Raw genomic sequence first — 18993 nt, forward strand, 5'->3', positions numbered from 1 at the left:
GAAAAAGTTTATTCCTCTTTCAAATTACGTCGTAATTTTGCATATGATTGTCGTCATTTTATACTTATAATAGTGGTATAGATGTGTTAAAGTTATTTCGAAATGTCATAATATTATATATAGGCTCCGTGACCCTTGCCTTTCAGGGCGGGGAAATAACACCATCAGGGCCTACAGATGAAGGAGCGATTACATTGACCTTGAGAATTGGAAAAATCAGCTACTGGCATGTCCATGCCTGGGATTATACAAAGCAGGCGCAGGCACATCCCGGTGCCGAAATCGTCGCCGTATGGGATGAAGATGCAAAGCGCGGACAGGAAGCGGCCGACAAGCAAAATGTGCCGTTCTATGCTTCGCTGGATGATATGCTGGCCAGCGACATCGACGCAGTCATTGTCGATGCGCCAACCCGGATGCACCATGAAGTGATGGTGAAGGCCGCGCGGGCAGGCAAGCATATTTTTACGGAGAAAGTCATTGCCGCTACTACGAAGGAAGCCGAGGACATTATTGCGGAGGCCAAGAGTAATAACGTTAAGCTGACCGTGTCTCTCCCCCGCCTGAATGACGGCTATACACTGGCAATCCGCGAAGTGCTGGACCAGCAGCTGCTTGGCAAGATTACGCAGGTTCGCGCACGCTTGTCCCATAACGGCGCAACAGCGAATTGGCTGCCGGAGCATTTTTACAGCCTGGAAGACTGTCTCGGAGGCGCGCTGATTGACCTCGGCTGCCATCCGATGTACCTGACCCGACTGTTCCTTGGCGAATCTCCTGACTCCCTGTCTGCCCAATTCGGCTACGTGACCGGCAAACAGGTGGAGGATAATGCTGTTGCCCTGCTGTCCACGCCATCAGGTGCGGTAGGCATTGTCGAAGCAGGATTTGTGAACAGCTACTCGCCGTTTACAGTAGAAATTCATGGCACCGACGGCACCTTGTTGTACGGCATTCCCGATTCGAAGCTGCTGCTGAGAACCAACCGCAAAGGCGAGGAATATGCCGGCTCATGGCATGAGCTGCCAATTCCTGCGAACCGTGAGAGCGCATTCGAGCAGTGGATCGGACATATTGAAAAGGATACAACAGCCGATGAAAATATCTTTTTGGCTCTTGAATTGACCAAACTTATGGAAGCTGCGAACAATTCGGCTGCCGAGAAACGTACGATTTCATTGACATAACCGGGAACGGAGGACAAACGGAAATGAACAGCTTTCCCTATGAAGTGATGCGGGACCGGATGGAAGTGCTTGAACGGCTCGACTTGCGTATCCAATGGGGCAATTACGATATCCGCGTCCTCCGTTTTCATCTGACAACCTTTCAGCCGGGCAAAACCATCAGCTATCACAAGCATGAGGAATTTGAATTCCATTATATTCCCCGCGGCAAAGGCAGGGTCATTCTCGGAGAGCAGGAATTCCCGCTTGAGCACGGCATGCTGTATTTGACCGGTCCAGACGTGGTCCATTATCAGGAAGCGGATTCCATGGAAGCGATGCATGAGCTCTGCCTCCATGTCGATATTAAAGAACGGCCCGAAGGCGAGGGCAAGGCAGCTGATCAATGGGAGATCGCGGAAGCGCATGATTGTGTCTCCAAGCTCCGTGAACTGCCGCTTGAGCCCGCAGAGGATGTCTACCAGGCGATGCCCTGCTTCCTGGAGGCGTTCCAGGCCAGCCTGGACAATTATTCCGGCTCCTATACGACGATCAAGCAGTCGGTCATTCAAATTTTGCTGCGGACCGTGCGTGCTTACGACACGGGGAAAGCTCAGCCAAGCCTGCCCTCCAGAGACATGAATGCGATCCGGTACGGGCTTGCGCTGAAATATATCCGCGCAAATCATAACCGCCCGCTCACGCTGGAGGATGTCGCCGAGAAGCTGAACATCAGCTCGCGCCAGCTGCAGCGCATCTTCAAAGCACAGCCCGAGCAGCGCTCCTTCAGTGCAATTGTCGAGGACATTCGGCTGGAGGCGGTATGCAGACGGCTGGAAGAAGGCAGCCTCTCCGTCGAAAGCATCGCCGCACTTGAGGGGTTCGCCAGCGGAAACTATCTGCACGCGGTATTCCGCAAACGGCTTGGCATGACACCATCTGAATACCGCAATAACACTATATTGAGAAACGGAGGCCAAATCCCCTATGACTAAACAATTGCGGATTGGCATTATTGGCAGCGGCGGCATTGCGCGCGCTCACGCAGAAGCATACAAGCAGCTGGACAATCTGGTTATCGCTGCTGTAGCTGATATTGTTCCTGGCAAAGCAGCGGAGTTCATCGCGCTGGAAGGACTGGCGGAAGCCAAAGCATTTGATGACCACCGCCAGCTGCTGGAGCTGGATATCGATGCCGTTAGTATTTGTACGCCGAATGTGGCCCACTATCAGACTACGATTGACGCCCTGCGCGCAGGCAAACAAGTCATGCTGGAAAAGCCGATGTCCGTTACTCTGGACGAAGCCGTTCATATGGCGCAGGTCGCCAAGGAAACCGGAAATATGCTGAACATCGGCTACCAGCCGCGCTATGACCCGAACACTGCGCTTGTGCGGGAACTCGTCCAATCCGGCCAGCTGGGCAAGATTTATTATGTCGAGACTGGCGGCGGCAGACGCCGCGGCATGCCGCAGGGCACCTTTATCCGCAAGGATCTGGCAGGTGCCGGCGCTGTCGTTGATATCGGGACGTACTCGCTGGACATGGCGCTGAATGCACTCGGCTTCCCGAAGCCGCTGTCCGTATCGGCCTACTCCTCCAATCACTTCGGCACGAGCCCGCTCTATCATCCGCAGGCTTCCGCATTTGAGGTCGAAGATTTCGGGGTGGCCATGATCCGCTTCGAGAACGATATGGTCATGAACTTTAAAATTTCCTGGGCAATGCATATGGATACACTGGGCGCTACCATGTTTCTCGGCACGGATGCAGGGCTTAAAATCACGCCTGCCGGAACCGGACCATGGAGCGGCGTATTTGACGGCCGCGTAGGCTCGATCACGATGTTCCACGACATTCAGAAGCATCATACCCAGAGCGAAATTCCGCTCATTAACCATAATTTGAACCTGTTCCATGAGAAGGTCCGCGACTTCGTACAGGCTGTAAGAGACAATGCGCCTGCTCCGATTCCGGGCGATCAGATTGTCCGCAGCCAGGCAATACTGGACGGCTTCCTGCGCTCGGCAGAGCTCAAACGCGAGGTTGAAATTCATATTCCTGAATTGTAAGTTTTGTTTCAACATTCATAACTAAATGGAGGAATGACAAATGGGCAACGTATACCGTATTGGAATTATCGGCTGTGGAGGGATTGCCAACGGCAAGCACATGCCAAGCCTGAGCAAACAGAAAAATGTTGAGCTGGTTGCCTTCTGTGATATTGTTGAGGAACGCGCACAACAGGCTGCGGAGAAATACGGAACTTCCGAAGCCAAAGTATACAGCGATTATCAGGAGCTTCTTAAAGACAGTTCCATTGACATCATTCATGTCTGCACACCGAACGACTCCCACGCCGATATTACGATTGCAGCGCTGGAATCCGGCAAGCATGTTATGTGCGAGAAGCCGATTGCCAAAACGGCGGCAGATGCCAAACGGATGGTTGAAGCGGCCAATAGAAGCGGTAAGAAACTGACGGTTGGCTACAACAACCGTTTCAGAACAGACAGCCAGCACTTGAAAAAGCTCTGTGAAGAAGGCGAACTGGGTGAAATCTATTATGCCAAGGCGCATGCGATCCGCCGCCGTGCGGTTCCGACATGGGGTGTATTCCTTGATGAGGAAAAACAAGGCGGAGGCCCGTTGATTGATATCGGTACCCATGCCCTCGACCTTACGCTTTGGATGATGGACAATTACAAGCCGAAGGTTGTACTGGGCCAGGCTTATCATAAGCTCTCCCAGACCGAAAATGCAGCCAACGCCTGGGGACCGTGGGACCCTGCGAAGTTTACCGTTGAGGACTCCGCATTCGCCATGATCGTTATGGAAAATGGCGCGACCATTATGGTCGAGTCCAGCTGGGCGCTGAATACGCTTGAGGTGGATGAAGCTAAATGTTCCCTTTCCGGAACGAAAGGCGGAGCAGACATGAAGGGCGGCCTTCGTCTAAATGGCGAGCGCAACAGCCGTCTGTTCACGACCGAAGTGGAACTGCAATCCGGCGGCGTTGCCTTCTATGACGGCGCATCCGAGGAAGGCCCGGATCTGGAAATGAAAATGTGGATTAAATCCATCGAAGAGGACACCGATCCGGTTGTAACACCGGAGCAGGCGTATGTCGTATCGCAGATTCTGGAAGCCATCTATGAATCCTCCCGTACTGGCAAGGCCGTTTACTTTAACGAATAATTTGCATGCGTGATAGCTGCAATCGACCAGCCATTTGGGCCTCTTAAAGCCGTGTCATAATTAAACAGCCCCTGCCGGTATATACCGCTAGGGGCTGTTTGCTGTTACAGATGTTAAAAGTGCGTATAATCCCTATTCAATTCTGATGTCATCACACTCATGGAACAGACAGCCACGCTCTTTCCTTCTGCCATGAAATGTGAACCGGTGTTTCAAAAAATTCGCTAAGCGCCTCGCTTGTCACGACCTCCTTTGTCTCGCCGACCGAAAAAATCGTACCGCGGCGGACAAGCAGCGTATGCGTGAAAACATGTGAAATCTCCTCTGTATGATGGGTTACATACAGCAATGTCGGCGCATCCGGACGGGATGCAATCTCGCTAATGCTGGACAGCAGCGCTTCTCTGGAGATGAAATCCAGACCATTGCAGGCTTCATCCAGAATAAGCAGCCTCGGGGAAGCCATTAACGCACGGGCAATTAGAATTTTCTGCTTCTCGCCCTGGGAGCAGGTCCGGTAATAACCGCCAATCAGATGCCCACAGCCAAGATCGCGCATCAGTTGATGTGCCTGCTCATAATCTTGCGCGGTCGGTTTCTCATACAAGCCGATAGAGGCATATTTGCCACTGATGACCACATTGTCTGTAAGATCATTATAGTGCATCTTCTCTTGCAGCGACGAGCTGACCCAGCCGATTGATCTGCGCAGCTCCCGCAGATCAATCGTCCCAAACTCATGCCCCAGTACAGATACTGTTCCGGTCGTCGGCCAGATGTAGCCGTTGATCATATTCAGGATCGTGGTTTTACCGGAACCGTTCAGGCCGAGCACTGCCCAATGCTGTCCTTTGGCAACCTGCCAGTTCACATCGCGCAGAATCGTTTTCTCATCTCTCCGCCAACTGATCCCCTTTAAGTCAATCACATTGCTCATCGTACTTGTCTCCCCTTTTCCATAGTAATGTAGTTATCAATTCAGCATATCATCAGACGTTTAAGTTGAAAAAAATTAAGCTTGCCCCAGATGCTTCTTCAACTGTCCGACCGTGCCATCCAAATTACGGATTGTCCAGTCGGCAGCAGCCTGAATATCCTGATCACGAACCGCCTCATACAGCTTCTCATGAAAGAGCACATGCGGGTCATGAACGCTCTGGTCATCAGCCAGTTTGTGGAGCGACTCCAGCAGTACATTGGAAAACGTACGGTAGAGATCTGCCAGAATGCCGTTTTTGCTGGCACCAGCAAGTGCCAGATGAAAAGCGACGTCTGCTTGCAGGTAAGCTGCCGTATCCTCCCGCTCCAGCGCGGCGCTCCGTCTGTCCAGATGGCTGCGCAGCTGCTCCAAATCATCCTGGTCACGACGTTCCGCCGCCAGCCGGGAAATTTCCAGTTCCAGCAACTTCCTCACCTCGTACACTTCGAGCAGCTCTGCCCGGCGCAGCCGGTCGGCTAGCGGCTCCTGAATAACCGGATTGCCCTTCAAATACGTGCCGAAACCCTGTTTCTTTTCCAGCAGGCCTGCATGTACAAGCACACGCACAGCCTCGCGGATCGTAGATCGCCCGACTCCGAACTGCTTCATCAGCTCCGGCTCTGTCGGAATCCGCTGCCCGGGCTGGATTTCCCCGCTCGATATTTTCGCTTGAAGCTGCACGACAATCTCGTCCACCAGCTTGGGCCGGTTTAACGTCTGAAATGAAATTTTTGAATTCATCAGATCATCTCCTGTATAGGTAGAATACCATTACCAGATGGCGGCTGACAAGCAGGTCTCACCGGTTCCGGAACATGAAAAGGCCTCAAACAGGCCGATTGTTTAAATGGACGACATTCTCATACAAGCAGTTCCAGAAATTTGCCTGCCGCCACAGACAACGGCACACCACGAAGGGTAGCAATGCCAATATGGCGCCGTGGAACAGGGGGAAACAGCGGCAGCTCAAACAGTTTGCCTTCAACCAGCTCCTGCCCAATATAATTGCGGGTGACAAAAGCCAGGCCAAAGCCGCTTTGAGCGAACTCTGCCAGCAGGTCCATACTTCCCAGTTCAAATTCCGGCTCCAGCTGACACTGGTGGGAGGCTGCATACTGATCCAGGAATTTTCTCGTGCTCCCTCCCTTCTCCAGAAGCAGCAGCGGATACCTGCCCAGCTCCGATAACGGCATTGGGCTTGCAGCAAGTTCCTTGTACCGCTCCCCGCCTACCAGACAATCCTGTAATGCCAGGCCTTGGCGAATCTCAAGCCGGGAATCAGCAGCAGGGAGATGAACCAAGCCAAAATCCAGTTTGCCTTCCTTCAAAATGCTGATCGTCTCCGGTGTCGTCCGGTTCATGACGCGTATGCGTACATCGGGGTATTGTCGATGGAACTGCTCCATCAGCGGCAGCAAGTAATGCTTGCACAGCGAATCACTGGCCCCGATATGAATTTCACCGGACTCGAGCTGCTGCATCTCCGCAATCTTCTTCTCCCCCGCATCCATGAAGCTTAGCGCCTGCTCCGCATACGTGTACAACACCTTGCCCTCGGCAGTCAGCTCCACTCCCCGTCCTGTCCGGTAAAACAAGGGGCCGCCCAGCTTCAACTCCAATTGCTTGAGCGTATGGCTGACTGCCGGCTGCGTAATATGCAAGTGCTTGGCAGCACTCGACAGGCTGCCTGTCCTTGCCGCCCAGTAAAATACACGGTACCATTCCAGATTGATCTCCACAGATATTACCTCTCTTTATATCTGGTATTAGATATATCAATTTTATTTATGATTTTCCAACAATTATAATAAAATCAGATACCAGATACAACCATAAGGAGGAAAAACAATGACTGTAACTGCTATTGTCGGCGCGAACTGGGGAGACGAAGGCAAAGGGAAAATGACGGATGTGCTTGCCGCACGCTCATCCTATGTTGTCCGCTATCAGGGAGGAAGCAATGCCGGACATACCATCATTAACGATTACGGTAAATTCTCGCTTCACATGCTGCCTTCCGGTGTCTTTCATCCCGAAGTATGGAATGTGATTGGCCCGGGAGTCGCGCTCGATATGGAGCAGTTGATTCGTGAGCGGGAGACATTGCTTGCAGCGGGCATCTCTGAGCCAAAGCTCGCGATATCCGACCGTGCACAAATCGTCTTGCCGCTCCATCGCCTGCTGGATGAACTGGAAGAAGAGCGCCTCGGCTCACGCAGCTTTGGCTCCACCAAACGCGGAATCGCGCCCTTCTATGCGGATAAATATGCCAAGCTGGGCATTCAAACAGGCGATCTGTTCGATGAAGCCCGTCTCAAGGAGCGGCTGGAGCAGTCGCTTGCCGGGAAAAACATATTGTTTACCCACCTCTATAACCGGGAGCCGCTGGATGCCGCCGCCCTTGTGCCTGTGCTTAGAAGACTCGGAGAGCAGTTGCTTCCGTACATGACCGACACGACAGCGCTGCTGCATCAAGCGTGGTCGGGCGGAGAATCCATTCTGTTTGAAGGACAGCTTGGCGCCCTGCGTGACCCTGATCATGGCATTTACCCTTATTCGACCTCTTCTTCTACCCTGGCCGGATTTGCAACAGTTGGCGCAGGGCTCCCGCCTTACGCCGTCACAAACATATTGGCCGTTGTCAAAAGCTACTCCAGCTGTGTGGGCGCAGGTCCCTTCATAAGCGAGATTGCCGGGCCCAGGGCTGATGAGCTGCGCAGAAGGGGCGGAGACGCCGGCGAATTCGGGGTCGTCACGGGAAGACCGCGCCGCATGGGCTGGTTTGACGCAGTAGCTACCCGTTACGGGTTGACTATTCAAGGGGCGACTGAGGTGGCGCTCACGAATCTCGATGTGCTCGGTTATTTGGATGAAATTCCGGTCTGTGTCGCCTACAAGCTCGCTGACGGCACGATAACGGAAAACTTCCCCGTTACAGCCCGCCTGGATGGCGCACAGCCGGTGCTGGAGAAGCTTCCGGGCTGGAAAAGCGACCTCTCCACCGTTCGCTCTTACGATGAATTGCCTCCAGCAGCTCAAAAGTATGTAGAGTTCATACAGGCGGCAGGCAAAGTGAATATTTCTTATATATCTACTGGCCCGCACCGGAACCAGCTCCTTGCAAGATAACTGAAGTTAATCGATCATCCGATTATAAACAGTACAGTTTGCTCATGGAACGTGAAAAAGCAGGCGCAGCCACTCTGGGCTTCGCCTGCTTTTGCTTATTGCAGATCTCTATTAAAAGAATCTGTTCCACCAGTTGTTGTGATTGTAACGGTCAGAGCGGTCATAATTTGAGCCGGAATTCCGGTCATTGTTTCTGCCGTAATCGTTCTGTCCAGAGTTAGTACCGCTTCCGCCTTGACTCCCTTGATTAGAATGATCATTGCCGGTATCTTGTCCGTTTGGCTTGCCGGAGCCGGTATTTTGCTGATCACCTGAGGATGAATTGTCGCTGCCTGTGGACGGGCTGTCGTTCTTAATGACCCGACGGGCAGTTACAAAAGTATCATCCCATACGCTTCCGGAGAAATCCGAAATCGTAACTCCAATCCCCTTGCGGTACGTTTGAAGTGTTTTATCATTGCCCATGTAAATTCCGACATGATTTATGACACCATCCCGGTTTGTATCGGAGAAAATCAGGTCTCCAGGCTGAAGCTGGTCGCGGGACACCTTAACACCTTCCTTGGCTTGCTCTTTAGAGGTACGCGGCAGATCAATGCCAATTTTCTTGAATACATATTGTGTGAAAGAAGAGCAGTCAAATTCATCTGTTCTTCCGGACGTGGCTCCGAATTTATAATCGACACCTAAAAATTGCTTTCCGGTTGAAATAACAGTGTTCGCTTTGGACGTGCTGTTCGTCGCTGCATAAGCTGCCGGCAGTGCGCCTGCCAAACTTCCGGACAACATGAGTGTCAAACTGAGCCCTGCCGCTGCCAACCATTTGCCTGCATGAGGTACACGTACTGGATTCATAGGTGATCTCCTTCTTTCTTATAATGTCTCTCGTCTGTGTTTATCTGTCATTCACTATATCACAGCAGACATTTCCTAAAATGTACCTCTAATACAAAAAATCCAGGACAGGCATAGGATTAGCAGCAATTATTAGAAAAGAATAAGTATTCTCTTCTTGACATTTGAAAACGTTTAAAAACGAAGCAAAACAAACGGGGCAGCCCCAGATTGCCTGGCTGCTGCCCCGTTTGAACCCCCATTCACTACCGCTAATACAGAAAGAACAGCCTTCAAAGCAATTATCGCCGCAGATTGCCACCAGGCCTGTCAAGCATAGAGAGCAATGCCTACAAGTCCGGATATGATCATGACGACAACAGGATGCTTGCGAAAAAACATCAAGGCCGCAAGCGAACCGAGAAAAATGATAAGCTGGCTCCAGGCGAACCATCCTGTCAATTCAAACATGCCATTGGCGCGGGCCAGCATCAGAGCGGAATAGATAATCAGTCCGGTAACCACCGACCGCAAACCGTACAGCGAAGATTGCAGACGCTTGCTCCCTCTAATCTTTACATATAAGACGCCAATAGCGGCAATAATAAGAAAGGACGGCAGAATCATGCCGAGGGCCGCCACAATTGCTCCAGTCAGACCTGCCTGCTCGTAACCGACTGCAATGGCAATATTCGTCGCCATCGGCCCGGGAGCCAGCCCGGACAACGATACCATCTCTGTAAAGCGCGACTCCGTCAGCCAGCCGTAACGGTCGACAACCTCACTGCCAATCCACGGTACCATGGAATAGCCGCCGCCAAACGACATTAACCCGATTTTCAAAGTCATCCAGAACAGCTTGAGAAGCATGGTGCAATACCCCCTCTGTGACAAATACCATCAAGCACGAATACCCGAAGGGAACTGCACCTATATCATATAATCGTAAACAGGCTCTTCTTTTTTCGGAGGTATCTCCTTGCCGCTGCGCTTGCGTATCCGTACAATCCAGATGCCTGCTGCCACTCCCCCTGCTATCAGAAGCGCAGGATGGATAACTCCCCTGCCCAAATAAAGCAATCCAACGGTCAAAATTATAATCAGAATAGCCGGAAAGTCAACTGCCGCTGTTCTCCCGATCCGATATGCTGCATATACGACAAGCGCCACTACAGTCGCGCGTATAGATAAAAATGCCGCCTCCACCTTCGGCTGATCCCGAAAAATCAGGTAAACCGCCGAGAGGGCAATAATAATCGCAAACGTAGGCAGCAAAATGCCTGCCAGCGCAGCTATTGCACCGAAAAGTCCCGCCACCCGGTAACCAATCAGCATAGCCGAGTTGATCGCTACTGCGCCCGGCACGGAGCCTGCAATACTAAATACATCGGCTGCTTCACTTGCCTGCAGCCATTTGCGCCGCTCGGACACTTCCCGCTCCATGACGGCAAGCACAGCGTATCCGCCGCCAAATGTCATGGGCCCGATTTTCAAAAAACTGATAAACAAAAGCCATAAATTCTGCTTCTCTTGCTGTCGCATTTCTATTTTCCCCCGGTAAGCCTAAAACTATTTAACCCATCTAGTATACCATCTTCTATTTTGGTATGCAGACCAGATTATGACCGCTCTGTGGCAGATGGCCAGCCAGTGGAAACGTGCATGCAAAAACAAGGCCTCACCCGTCTGTCCGGGCAAAACCTTGATGGTGTTGATTGTTGATTAAACAAGCATACCTCCGGCTTCTGGCGCTTCATCCTTCTTTCTTTGGCTTACAACCGATGCTGCAAATTTTCCTTCGGGGTACCATCCCGGTAAGGGACATCCGGCTGAAACGCTCCTGTTCCCGATGGTGCCAGCCAGCGCACAGCATTTTTCAGCACTTGCCTGATTTCCTTCTGATAATAGATCGGAAAGGTCTCATGACCCGGGGTGAACAGAAATATTTTGCCGTTGCCCCGCTCAAATATGCAGCCGCTGCGGCAAACATCTCCGCCCTCGAACCAGCTGATAAAAAGCGTTTTGTCCGGCTCCGGGATCAGCAGCGGCTCACCATACATCTCATCCCGGGGAATTTCGATGCAGGCATCAATCCCCTGTACAATCGGATGCCCCGGCGTAATAACCCATAACCGCTGCCGCTCTCCCTGAGGCATTGTCCGGAAGCTCCCCCATCCCGGCGGCTGCGGGTAAATACCCATCAGCTTCTGCCACGGCTTGGAGAACATAGCCGAATGCAGCACCAGCAAGCCCATTCCGCGGTTCAACACATGGGAACATACTCTGTCAGCCAGATCATCCGGCAGGTCATTATTGTCCAGATGGCTCCACCAGATGAGCACATCAGTGCTGCTTATTAATTCGTTGTCCAAGCCGCACTCCGGATCATGCTGTGTGACGGTTCGTACCTGAAAGTCCGAAACCTGGCGCAATCCTTCGGCAATGGCTTCATGCATTCCATGCGGGTATACAAGACTGACCGGCTCATAGCGGTCCTGATTATGCTCACACCATACTGTTACCCGTATTGTCTGCTGCATGACAGTCTCCTCCCGGGGCTTGGAGCTCCCGCTCCGCCCTCCCTGTTATCAGCTTGCACCCTTGCGGTTGAGACCGTTACCGGCACTGCTGCCGAAACCGTTCTCAAGCATTGTAACCGCATTCCAAAAGCCAGACACACAAATGCTTCTTCTTCGGCATCAGACAGCCGCCCCGTCTCTCAACAGCCCGAATTGCTGTGCTCCCTGCTCGCATTGCAGCAATACCTCTTCAGGAATATCCCCGGCATACAAGCCGCCAAGCCCCAGTCTGACTGCACCGACAACCGGCTCATACAGGGCATTTACAATTTTAGCGCGAGGAGCAACGCTTTGAATTTCCGATACTACCGTCTCTCTCAGTAACGGATACTGAGTCTTGAACAGCCCCCCTGTCAGAACAACGTCAAAATCCGTCTCCTGCAGCCTGTACTTGGTTATTCCGGCCGTAATATAGCTGCTCATGTTTTTGGCGAAGCTGCTGACGATTGCATGTGCAGCCAAGTCCCCCTCATCCGCCAGCTCAAAGAGCAGATAGGTCATATCCTTGGGGCTGCGCTTGAGCCGATCACGCGGCAGATCATACAGCACCTGCACGACAGAATCCAGCCCGTAAAACTCAAGCACCTTCGCGGTCAGGCGTGTAGGCGGTATGCGGCCGATCTCCGCATCAAACAGCGCCTGGTGAATTCTCTCTCCAAGACCGCGTCCACCCTGATCGAGCCGGTCGATATAGCTGCCGTAGACCACCTCGACACCGCCCTGTCCCCGCAGTGCGACATTCAGTCCTGTGCCTGCACACAGCACCGCGGCATCCGGTTTGTTCGTGCCTGCTCCAAGTGCAATCAGACAGTCATTGACGACTCTGATTTGCGCCCCTTCCCACAGCTTCTGCAGCTCGCCCCGGATAAGCGCTTCCTCTTCCGGCCAGTTGACACCGGCGATGCCTCCCGCTACTGTGCGGATATTTTCCGGCATTGCTCCCGCCTTCTCAAGCGCTTGCTGTGCCGCCTGGCGTATTGCCGCCAGCGCATGCTCCACGCCGTCATAATAAAAGCAGGAGCCGTAGCTGGTCCCTTGAGAGAGCAGCTTGCCGTCCTCGCTGTACAATACGGCAATGGTCTTGCTTCCGCCCTGATCGATTCCCAAATGCAGGGTCATTCCCATTCCCCCTCTAATCGATTGTGTAACGTTACACCTATCATCACTGTATAATGCTGGCATTCTTATTGTCAATGCAGTTTTGCCTCTCACCCCGCGGTTTGCCGTATGCTGCCGCAGCTCGGAAGTGATGTTGCGATGCCCGCTCCCTTTGCCCGCTCCCTTTTTTATAGAAGATGAAAGCCCGATAGCCTTTTAATGAAGGCTCCCGGGACAAGACAGGCCAACAAGCGGGGGACAGATTACGGGTTAACTGTAATATTGAAGTTCGGAGTATTATTTCTAATATTGACGACAGAACCTACTGCCGGCCCTGTCCAGGCTCGGGTATTTCAATCGCCAAGATGCCAAAGCCGGATTTCGCATCGAACTGGTCGCCGGTTGAATGATTGTCCATACTTGCCAGGGAAAGCCAATTATGCTACACTTGATCTACTTTTAAATGAACGGAGGGTTAAGTGTGGTAGATTATTTCCGGATTCGCACTTTGCGCGTTTAATTGAACACGCCCAAGGCTCTGCCTCGTAAGCAGAGGAATCAGGATAGGTCTGCCCATTTAACCTTATATGGAACATGTTATGCCAAGCACCATCAATAGCCTTCCCTTCGATATCTATTGAAGCGGGGCATTCGGATGTTGCTTTGACATAGACCGTTCCATCTTTGGGATTCCGGCCAACCCGGACACGTCCAGCGCTGTCGTACATTTAGCGCCTGAGTCATGTCCCCTGATTTCCTCTTCGCTTACCCAAGCACAGGCAGCCTGCCTGTGCTTTATTTGTTTGCCTTACAAATCAGGTATATGAAAGGAAGATATATAAATGACTGCAGAACAAACCAAAGCATTGCTCGTCGGTGTACAACTGCCGCAGCAGCACAAATTCGACTATTCCATGGAGGAGCTTGCCAATCTGGCAGCGGCTTGCAATATAGAGCCTGTGGGAGAGGTACGGCAAAAGTCAGCCCGACTCCACACTTCCCACTATATCGGCAGCGGGAAGCTCCAAGAATTGAAGACCATGCTGGAAGCCTGTGACCACCCGGCAGTCTTATTCAATGATGAGCTGTCCCCCGCCCAGATTCGCAATCTGGAGGCGGAGCTGAAATGCGAAATTATCGACCGGACCATGCTGATTTTGGAAATTTTCGCGCAACGTGCGAAAACAAGAGAAGCCCAGCTTCAGGTTGAGATCGCACGGCTGTACTATATGCTGCCCCGGCTGGTTGGCAGCCGTGAATCGCTGGGCAGACAGGGCGGCGGATCGGGCCTCAGGAACCGTGGTTCAGGTGAAACCAAGCTGGAGCTCGACCGCCGGCGGATCGAGGACCGGATTGCCATGCTGGAGAGTGAACTTGAGAAGCTGGTATCGCGGCGCCAGGTGCTGCGCAAGCAGCGCCGTAAAAACGAGGTACCCGTGGTCAGCCTTGTCGGGTATACGAATGCCGGCAAATCATCACTGATGAATGCGATGCTGGAAGTGTATCATCCGGACACAGATAAGCAAGTATTCGCCCATAATATGTTATTTGCCACCTTGGAGACGAAATCCCGGAGCATTGAGCTTCCCGGCAATAGATCCTTCGTGCTGACCGATACAGTCGGATTCGTCAGCCAGCTCCCCCATCATCTGGTCAAGGCTTTCCGCTCAACGCTGGAGGAGGTTGCCGAAGCGGATCTGCTGCTGCATGTCGTGGACAGATCCAATCCCGACTGGGAGGTGCAAATGGAAGTTACACGGGAGACACTGCGTGATTTGGGAGCGGATCATGTAAAGGAGCTTATCGTTTACAACAAGTCCGATCTGACCGATGAGCCTTATCCGCGCTTAACGAAGAACAGCATCTATCTGTCAGCCAGAGAAAAGCGCGGCATAGATGAACTGTCAGCAGAATTGACCAAGCGGATCTTCCAGGATTTTGTGCAATGTGAAATTCTGGTCCCTTATGATAAAGGGCAGGTGGTATCCTACTTTAATTCTCATGCAGATGTTCAGGCTACAGCCTATGAAGAGGATGGAACAAGGCTTACCATGTCCTGCCGGATCGCCGATATTGATCGCTACCGCGATGATATTCAGATATTGGAAGACGCCCGGCCATTTTAAACGCACGCTAAAAGAAACCAGTCCCGGCGGGACTGGTTTCTTTATTAAAAAGACTCCTTGTAAAAAAAGCGGGCTTTCGGACCAGCATCTCCGGTAAGCCGGATCATTCAGGATTTACGATGTTCTTTAAATTAATCCATCAAATCCAGTATGGATGACTGCATCGCTGCGAACTTGCTTGGCGTAATGCCTACACTCTCCTTGAAAGAGCGGCTGAACAAATGAATGCTGGAGAAGCCTACTTCTTCTGCAACCTCCGTTATCGTCTTGTCCCCTTGTAAAATTCTCAGCTTGGACTGCTCAATGCGGACATGCTTCAAATAATTGTAGACGGAAATCCCGAGCTGATTTTTGAATAAATAGGACAAATGATTAGGTGTGACCCCTGCATATTTGCTAATCTCTTCATTGGAGAGCCGGACGTCAGGATAGCGCTTGTTCATACAACCGATTGCCCTTTCGATAGTCGGCCACCCTTTGGTCATTTTCCCTTCTGTTTCCTTGTGTCCGGCCTGGTTTTTGAAGAACAGATACAACAGCTCCAGGCAAATGGACTTGATCATTAACAGATTCCCCGGACCCGACCCGGCCATTTCCTTATGCATCTGTAAAAATCGCTTCTTCAATTCAATCCGGTCCGCCAGCTGCAATCGGGCAATCGGGTGAATATGTGCAAGCTGCATTTCCCCCGGAGGTGCATCCTCCTGGCGAAAGCTGGCGGCGCTGGTCTGCTTTAGCATGCTTCGTGCCTGATCATAGTACAGGTCAAAATGAAAAATGTATTGAATAAGCGGAAGCCCGGAGGTCGTAGAGCGGATAAGATGGGACATGAACGGATGCATCAGCACCACATCGCCTTCCCTCACCACATATTTGACGCCACGGAGAATAAATTCCGCCTCCCCCTGCTCAATATACGTATAGACATGATCATGGTCCATCCACTCTCCGGTCAGGGAAAATGATTTCATGATTCGGCCTGCCCTGACAAAAGGAGATATGCTGTTCATCCATGACTCATCCATCTGCTGTCCTCCTTCCTGAATGATCCGCCATCTAATGATTATAGAAGCAGTGATCTTATTTAATCGGGATCTGCAATTGTTGTTCTATATAATGCCGGCAAATTTCCAGGCTCCGGTATGGCGTGTTGAGCGATCTGTCGACCTCGACGGTAACCCAGCCTGTGTAACGGATGTCATTCAAGGCTTCAATAACACCTGCAAAATCAACAGCACCCTGCCCCAGCTCGCAAAAGAACGGGAGTTCCTCTGCTGAAGCCTGATTTTGAACGGTCAGATCCTTCATATGCACGTAAGCGACTCTGTCCTTGTAGCGGCGAATGATAGCTGCCGGGTCCATGCCCGCTCCGAGCAAATGGGCCGTATCAGGAGCGAAGTACACCTCGGGCGCGAGCTGCTCCATCAATGCGACCAGTTCATGCTCGTCCTGCACCTCTGTCCACAGATGCGGATGGATGCAGGCTTTTACCCCAAGATCGTATGTTGCCTTGGCAATTTCGTTGATCGTCACAGCCGCATTTTTCAATTCATCCGGTGTAGTCGGATGCTCGCGCGTTCCTCCGGGTCCCAGGACAAGAATGTCTGCGCCGCATTGCCTGATTGTTTTGGCAAGACGCACATTATGATCCACCAGTTCCCGGCGGACTCCGGGGTCAGCAAATCTCTGGTTCGCACCGCCGGACGCGCCGCCATACAATCCGGTCAGCACAAGCCCGTATCCGGCCAGCCATTCTTTGAAGGTGTCGATTCTATTTTCATATTGAAGCACAAAAGATGCCCACGGTTCAATAGCCCGGTATCCCAGCTGTGAAATTTCCTCCACCGCTTTGAGATGATCGTCCCCCCAAGTGATGGCGTGAGCAGCAATTTTCCCTTTGAAATCAGACATTGGCAAATCTCCTTGTCTAAAGAGTGATCGGTGTTCGATTCCGGTCCATGCTCATGGCTGTTCTAAGCCAAGATGCTTTCATCAGCGCCAAATACCTGGTCAAAACCAGCTCTGGACCGGGCCAGCAGTTCCTCTCTGCTTTGGCCGGATGAAGGCGCCAGCACCTCCTGGGCAACAGCTCCCTTATAGCCGATCTTTCTCAGACTCTCAAGAAACCCTGCCAGATCAATAACCCCTTCACCCGGATACAGCCGTTCATGATCAAGCAATTCCGCAATTGGAAGGTCCTTCGCATCATTGATATGGACATGTACAATATCCTCGGCCCTTAACTGCAAAAGATCATCTGTGCTTAAGCCATTTGTATACCAATGGTAGGAATCCAGCAGCAAACCTGTATTTCTCGCTCCGATCGCTTCTATCCATCCCAGCGTGTCCTTCATTGTCCAAAGGAACGGGTTGGCCCACTGCGTGCGCAGATGGTGGCTGCCTACAAACTCCAGACCAAGCGAAATACCGTATGCGCCAAGAACATCGGCAACCAGCCTCAGGCGCCTTGTTGCAGCAATCATGAAGAGTGCGGCAGGCTGATCGGTTGACGGTAAAATATAGGTGCAGCACTTGAAGCATTGCAGGGAAGCTGCCGCTTCCGCCACTTCACTGAGTGATTTCAAGCTGTCCAAAAACTGCTTCTCCGAGTTCCGCCAATCGACTTCCAAGTCAAACGAGCCGATGCGGACTCCATGGCTCTTCAGCATCATGACAGCTTCTTCCTGCCCAACCTCTCTAATGAATGCGAGCGGGTTCAAATCGACCGACTGAAAACCGAAATTTGCTGCCTGGCGGATGAAATCCGCATTTGATCCTACATCTCCAAGCCCGGCGCGTGTTAATCCTCTAATCATTGTGTCTTCCCCCTTATGACCAGTCGAACAGCACGCCATTGTACTGGTCTTTATGATTCCTGAGCCCGTCATAGGCTTCCTTCGCCTGCTCCGGTTTGATCACATGGCTGATCAGCGGCTCAATTTGCAAACGCCCCTGCTTCATCAGTTCGAATACAATCAGGGAATTGCGCACCAGCGAATGCTTGACGAATTGGTTTGGCTCGGTCGGGTATCGCCATTCGTGTGCGCCCTTGAATGTAATACAGCCGCGATTGTAGAGGTGGCAGTAATTCAGAACATCCGTGACATCGGTGTTGTATTCGCCGCGCGGACTGCCGAGGAAAATGATTTCGCCCAGCGAACCGATATAGCTCAGGCTGTCAACGCCGACCTTGGGTACTCCAGTCGCCTCAATGTGGCAGGCCACGCCTTTGCCCCCGGTGATCTCCATAATTTTGTCCCGGGTATTGCCCTCTCCGCCATCCAGCGGGTAATCGAGTCCGCATTGGCTCGCTGTGTGTATCCGCTCCTTGGCAAGATCAATTCCGATCACAGTCGCTCCCTGCAAACGGGCAAGCTGTGCCGCCAGATTGCCTACAAGTCCAAGCCCGGATACACTGACATAATCGCCAAGCTCAATATTCGAGACACGTACGGAGGTGAAGGCAACCGTTGCCATGCGGGTAAAAGGCACCCATTTCAAATCCAGATTTTCCGGCACTTTAATGAATGCATCACGCGCCGCTACGATCTGGTATTCCAGATGGTTGCCGTAATGGAATACAATATCGCCTTCCTTGAATTCCGTTACTCCTTCGCCAACTTCGATAATCCGGCTTACGCTGGCATAGCCTGGACAGACCGGATGAGGCGCCCAAGATTCCTTGCCAGACAACATTGCAAGCTCGGTTCCCGGACTGATCAGGGAATAAATTAATTTGACGAGCACATCACCGCGGCCCGGTTTTAAGGAGCCGGCCGTTTCTTCTACCAATTCTACTTCCCAGGGATTGACGAACATTACTTTTCTATTTTTCATTTATTTTCACTCCTCATAATCATCTCCCTCTTAATGTAAGGCTTTA

The 18993-nt window shown here is 51.9% G+C and carries 18 protein-coding genes; 6 read left to right on the top strand and 12 right to left on the bottom strand.

What is annotated here, in order from left to right; genetic code table 11:
• Window positions 1-194: 194 nt before the first annotated feature.
• Genes H583_RS0125520 through H583_RS0125535 form a run of 4 tightly spaced genes read left to right on the top strand, consistent with a single transcriptional unit; the run spans window position 195 to window position 4365 of the window.
• Window positions 195-1187 (top strand): Gfo/Idh/MocA family protein, encoded by a 993-nt coding sequence (locus H583_RS0125520; protein ID WP_028562961.1) that lies wholly within the window; start codon window positions 195-197, stop codon window positions 1185-1187.
• Window positions 1188-1210: 23 nt separating this feature from the next.
• Window positions 1211-2161 carry a helix-turn-helix domain-containing protein gene (locus tag H583_RS34300; protein WP_051236995.1) on the top strand — a complete coding sequence of 317 codons (951 nt, stop codon included), beginning with the start codon at window positions 1211-1213 and terminating at the stop codon, window positions 2159-2161.
• Window positions 2154-3239, top strand: a complete 1086-nt coding sequence (locus H583_RS0125530; protein ID WP_028562962.1) for a Gfo/Idh/MocA family protein — start codon at window positions 2154-2156, stop codon at window positions 3237-3239. The genes H583_RS34300 and H583_RS0125530 overlap by 8 nt, the downstream gene beginning before the upstream one ends.
• A 40-nt stretch (window positions 3240-3279) precedes the next feature.
• The gene (locus H583_RS0125535; protein ID WP_028562963.1) at window positions 3280-4365 is read left to right on the top strand and encodes a Gfo/Idh/MocA family protein; all 1086 of its coding nucleotides are present in this window, start codon (window positions 3280-3282) and stop codon (window positions 4363-4365) included.
• A gap of 157 nt (window positions 4366-4522) precedes the next feature.
• Here the strand turns inward: H583_RS0125535 and H583_RS0125540 are convergent, their stop codons facing one another.
• The 3 genes from H583_RS0125540 to H583_RS0125550 form a co-directional block, all read right to left on the bottom strand.
• Window positions 4523-5302, bottom strand: coding sequence for an ABC transporter ATP-binding protein (locus H583_RS0125540; protein ID WP_028562964.1), 780 nt, complete (start codon window positions 5300-5302; stop codon window positions 4523-4525).
• Window positions 5303-5377: 75 nt separating this feature from the next.
• Entirely contained in the window at window positions 5378-6085 is a 708-nt protein-coding gene (locus tag H583_RS0125545; protein WP_036710972.1) for a FadR/GntR family transcriptional regulator, read from the bottom strand.
• A 119-nt stretch (window positions 6086-6204) separates the two neighbouring features.
• On the bottom strand, window positions 6205-7083 hold the full coding sequence (locus H583_RS0125550) for a LysR family transcriptional regulator (protein WP_028562966.1): 879 nt from the start codon (window positions 7081-7083) through the stop codon (window positions 6205-6207).
• Between the two features lie 109 nt (window positions 7084-7192).
• Here H583_RS0125550 and H583_RS0125555 point away from each other — a divergent pair, with 109 nt between their 5' ends.
• Window positions 7193-8473, top strand: a complete 1281-nt coding sequence (locus H583_RS0125555) for an adenylosuccinate synthase (RefSeq protein ID WP_028562967.1) — start codon at window positions 7193-7195, stop codon at window positions 8471-8473.
• A 111-nt stretch (window positions 8474-8584) separates the two neighbouring features.
• On the opposite strand, the gene H583_RS34305 is transcribed toward H583_RS0125555, so the two are convergent.
• From H583_RS34305 to H583_RS0125580, 5 genes are all read right to left on the bottom strand, one after another.
• The gene (locus H583_RS34305) at window positions 8585-9328 is read right to left on the bottom strand and encodes a C40 family peptidase (protein WP_081667556.1); all 744 of its coding nucleotides are present in this window, start codon (window positions 9326-9328) and stop codon (window positions 8585-8587) included.
• 309 nt (window positions 9329-9637) lie between these two features.
• Window positions 9638-10177, bottom strand: a complete 540-nt coding sequence (locus H583_RS0125565; RefSeq protein ID WP_028562968.1) for a chromate transporter — start codon at window positions 10175-10177, stop codon at window positions 9638-9640.
• Window positions 10178-10237: 60 nt separating this feature from the next.
• Window positions 10238-10849, bottom strand: a complete 612-nt coding sequence (locus H583_RS0125570; protein ID WP_028562969.1) for a chromate transporter — start codon at window positions 10847-10849, stop codon at window positions 10238-10240.
• A gap of 230 nt (window positions 10850-11079) precedes the next feature.
• A complete protein-coding gene (locus tag H583_RS34310) occupies window positions 11080-11847 on the bottom strand; it encodes a ThuA domain-containing protein (RefSeq protein ID WP_081667558.1) in 768 nt (255 codons plus the stop codon).
• 159 nt (window positions 11848-12006) lie between these two features.
• Window positions 12007-13005, bottom strand: coding sequence for an N-acetylglucosamine kinase (locus H583_RS0125580; RefSeq protein WP_028562970.1), 999 nt, complete (start codon window positions 13003-13005; stop codon window positions 12007-12009).
• 821 nt (window positions 13006-13826) lie between these two features.
• Here H583_RS0125580 and hflX point away from each other — a divergent pair.
• Complete coding sequence (hflX, locus tag H583_RS0125585; protein WP_028562971.1) at window positions 13827-15110, top strand: GTPase HflX; 1284 nt, start codon at window positions 13827-13829, stop codon at window positions 15108-15110.
• 131 nt (window positions 15111-15241) lie between these two features.
• Here the strand turns inward: hflX and H583_RS0125590 are convergent, their stop codons facing one another.
• The 4 genes from H583_RS0125590 to H583_RS0125605 all read right to left on the bottom strand — a co-directional run bounded on the left by H583_RS0125590 (window position 15242) and on the right by H583_RS0125605 (window position 18947).
• A complete protein-coding gene (locus tag H583_RS0125590) occupies window positions 15242-16135 on the bottom strand; it encodes an AraC family transcriptional regulator (RefSeq protein ID WP_028562972.1) in 894 nt (297 codons plus the stop codon).
• Window positions 16136-16190: 55 nt separating this feature from the next.
• Window positions 16191-17021, bottom strand: coding sequence for a sugar phosphate isomerase/epimerase family protein (locus tag H583_RS0125595; RefSeq protein WP_028562973.1), 831 nt, complete (start codon window positions 17019-17021; stop codon window positions 16191-16193).
• A 62-nt stretch (window positions 17022-17083) separates the two neighbouring features.
• Window positions 17084-17926, bottom strand: a complete 843-nt coding sequence (locus H583_RS0125600) for a sugar phosphate isomerase/epimerase family protein (RefSeq protein WP_028562974.1) — start codon at window positions 17924-17926, stop codon at window positions 17084-17086.
• 13 nt (window positions 17927-17939) lie between these two features.
• Window positions 17940-18947, bottom strand: a complete 1008-nt coding sequence (locus tag H583_RS0125605) for a zinc-dependent alcohol dehydrogenase (RefSeq protein ID WP_028562975.1) — start codon at window positions 18945-18947, stop codon at window positions 17940-17942.
• Between the last annotated feature and the right edge of the window lie 46 nt (window positions 18948-18993).

The organism is Paenibacillus pinihumi DSM 23905 = JCM 16419 (genome assembly GCF_000422505.1).
Classification (GTDB): domain Bacteria; phylum Bacillota; class Bacilli; order Paenibacillales; family Paenibacillaceae; genus Paenibacillus_D; species Paenibacillus_D pinihumi.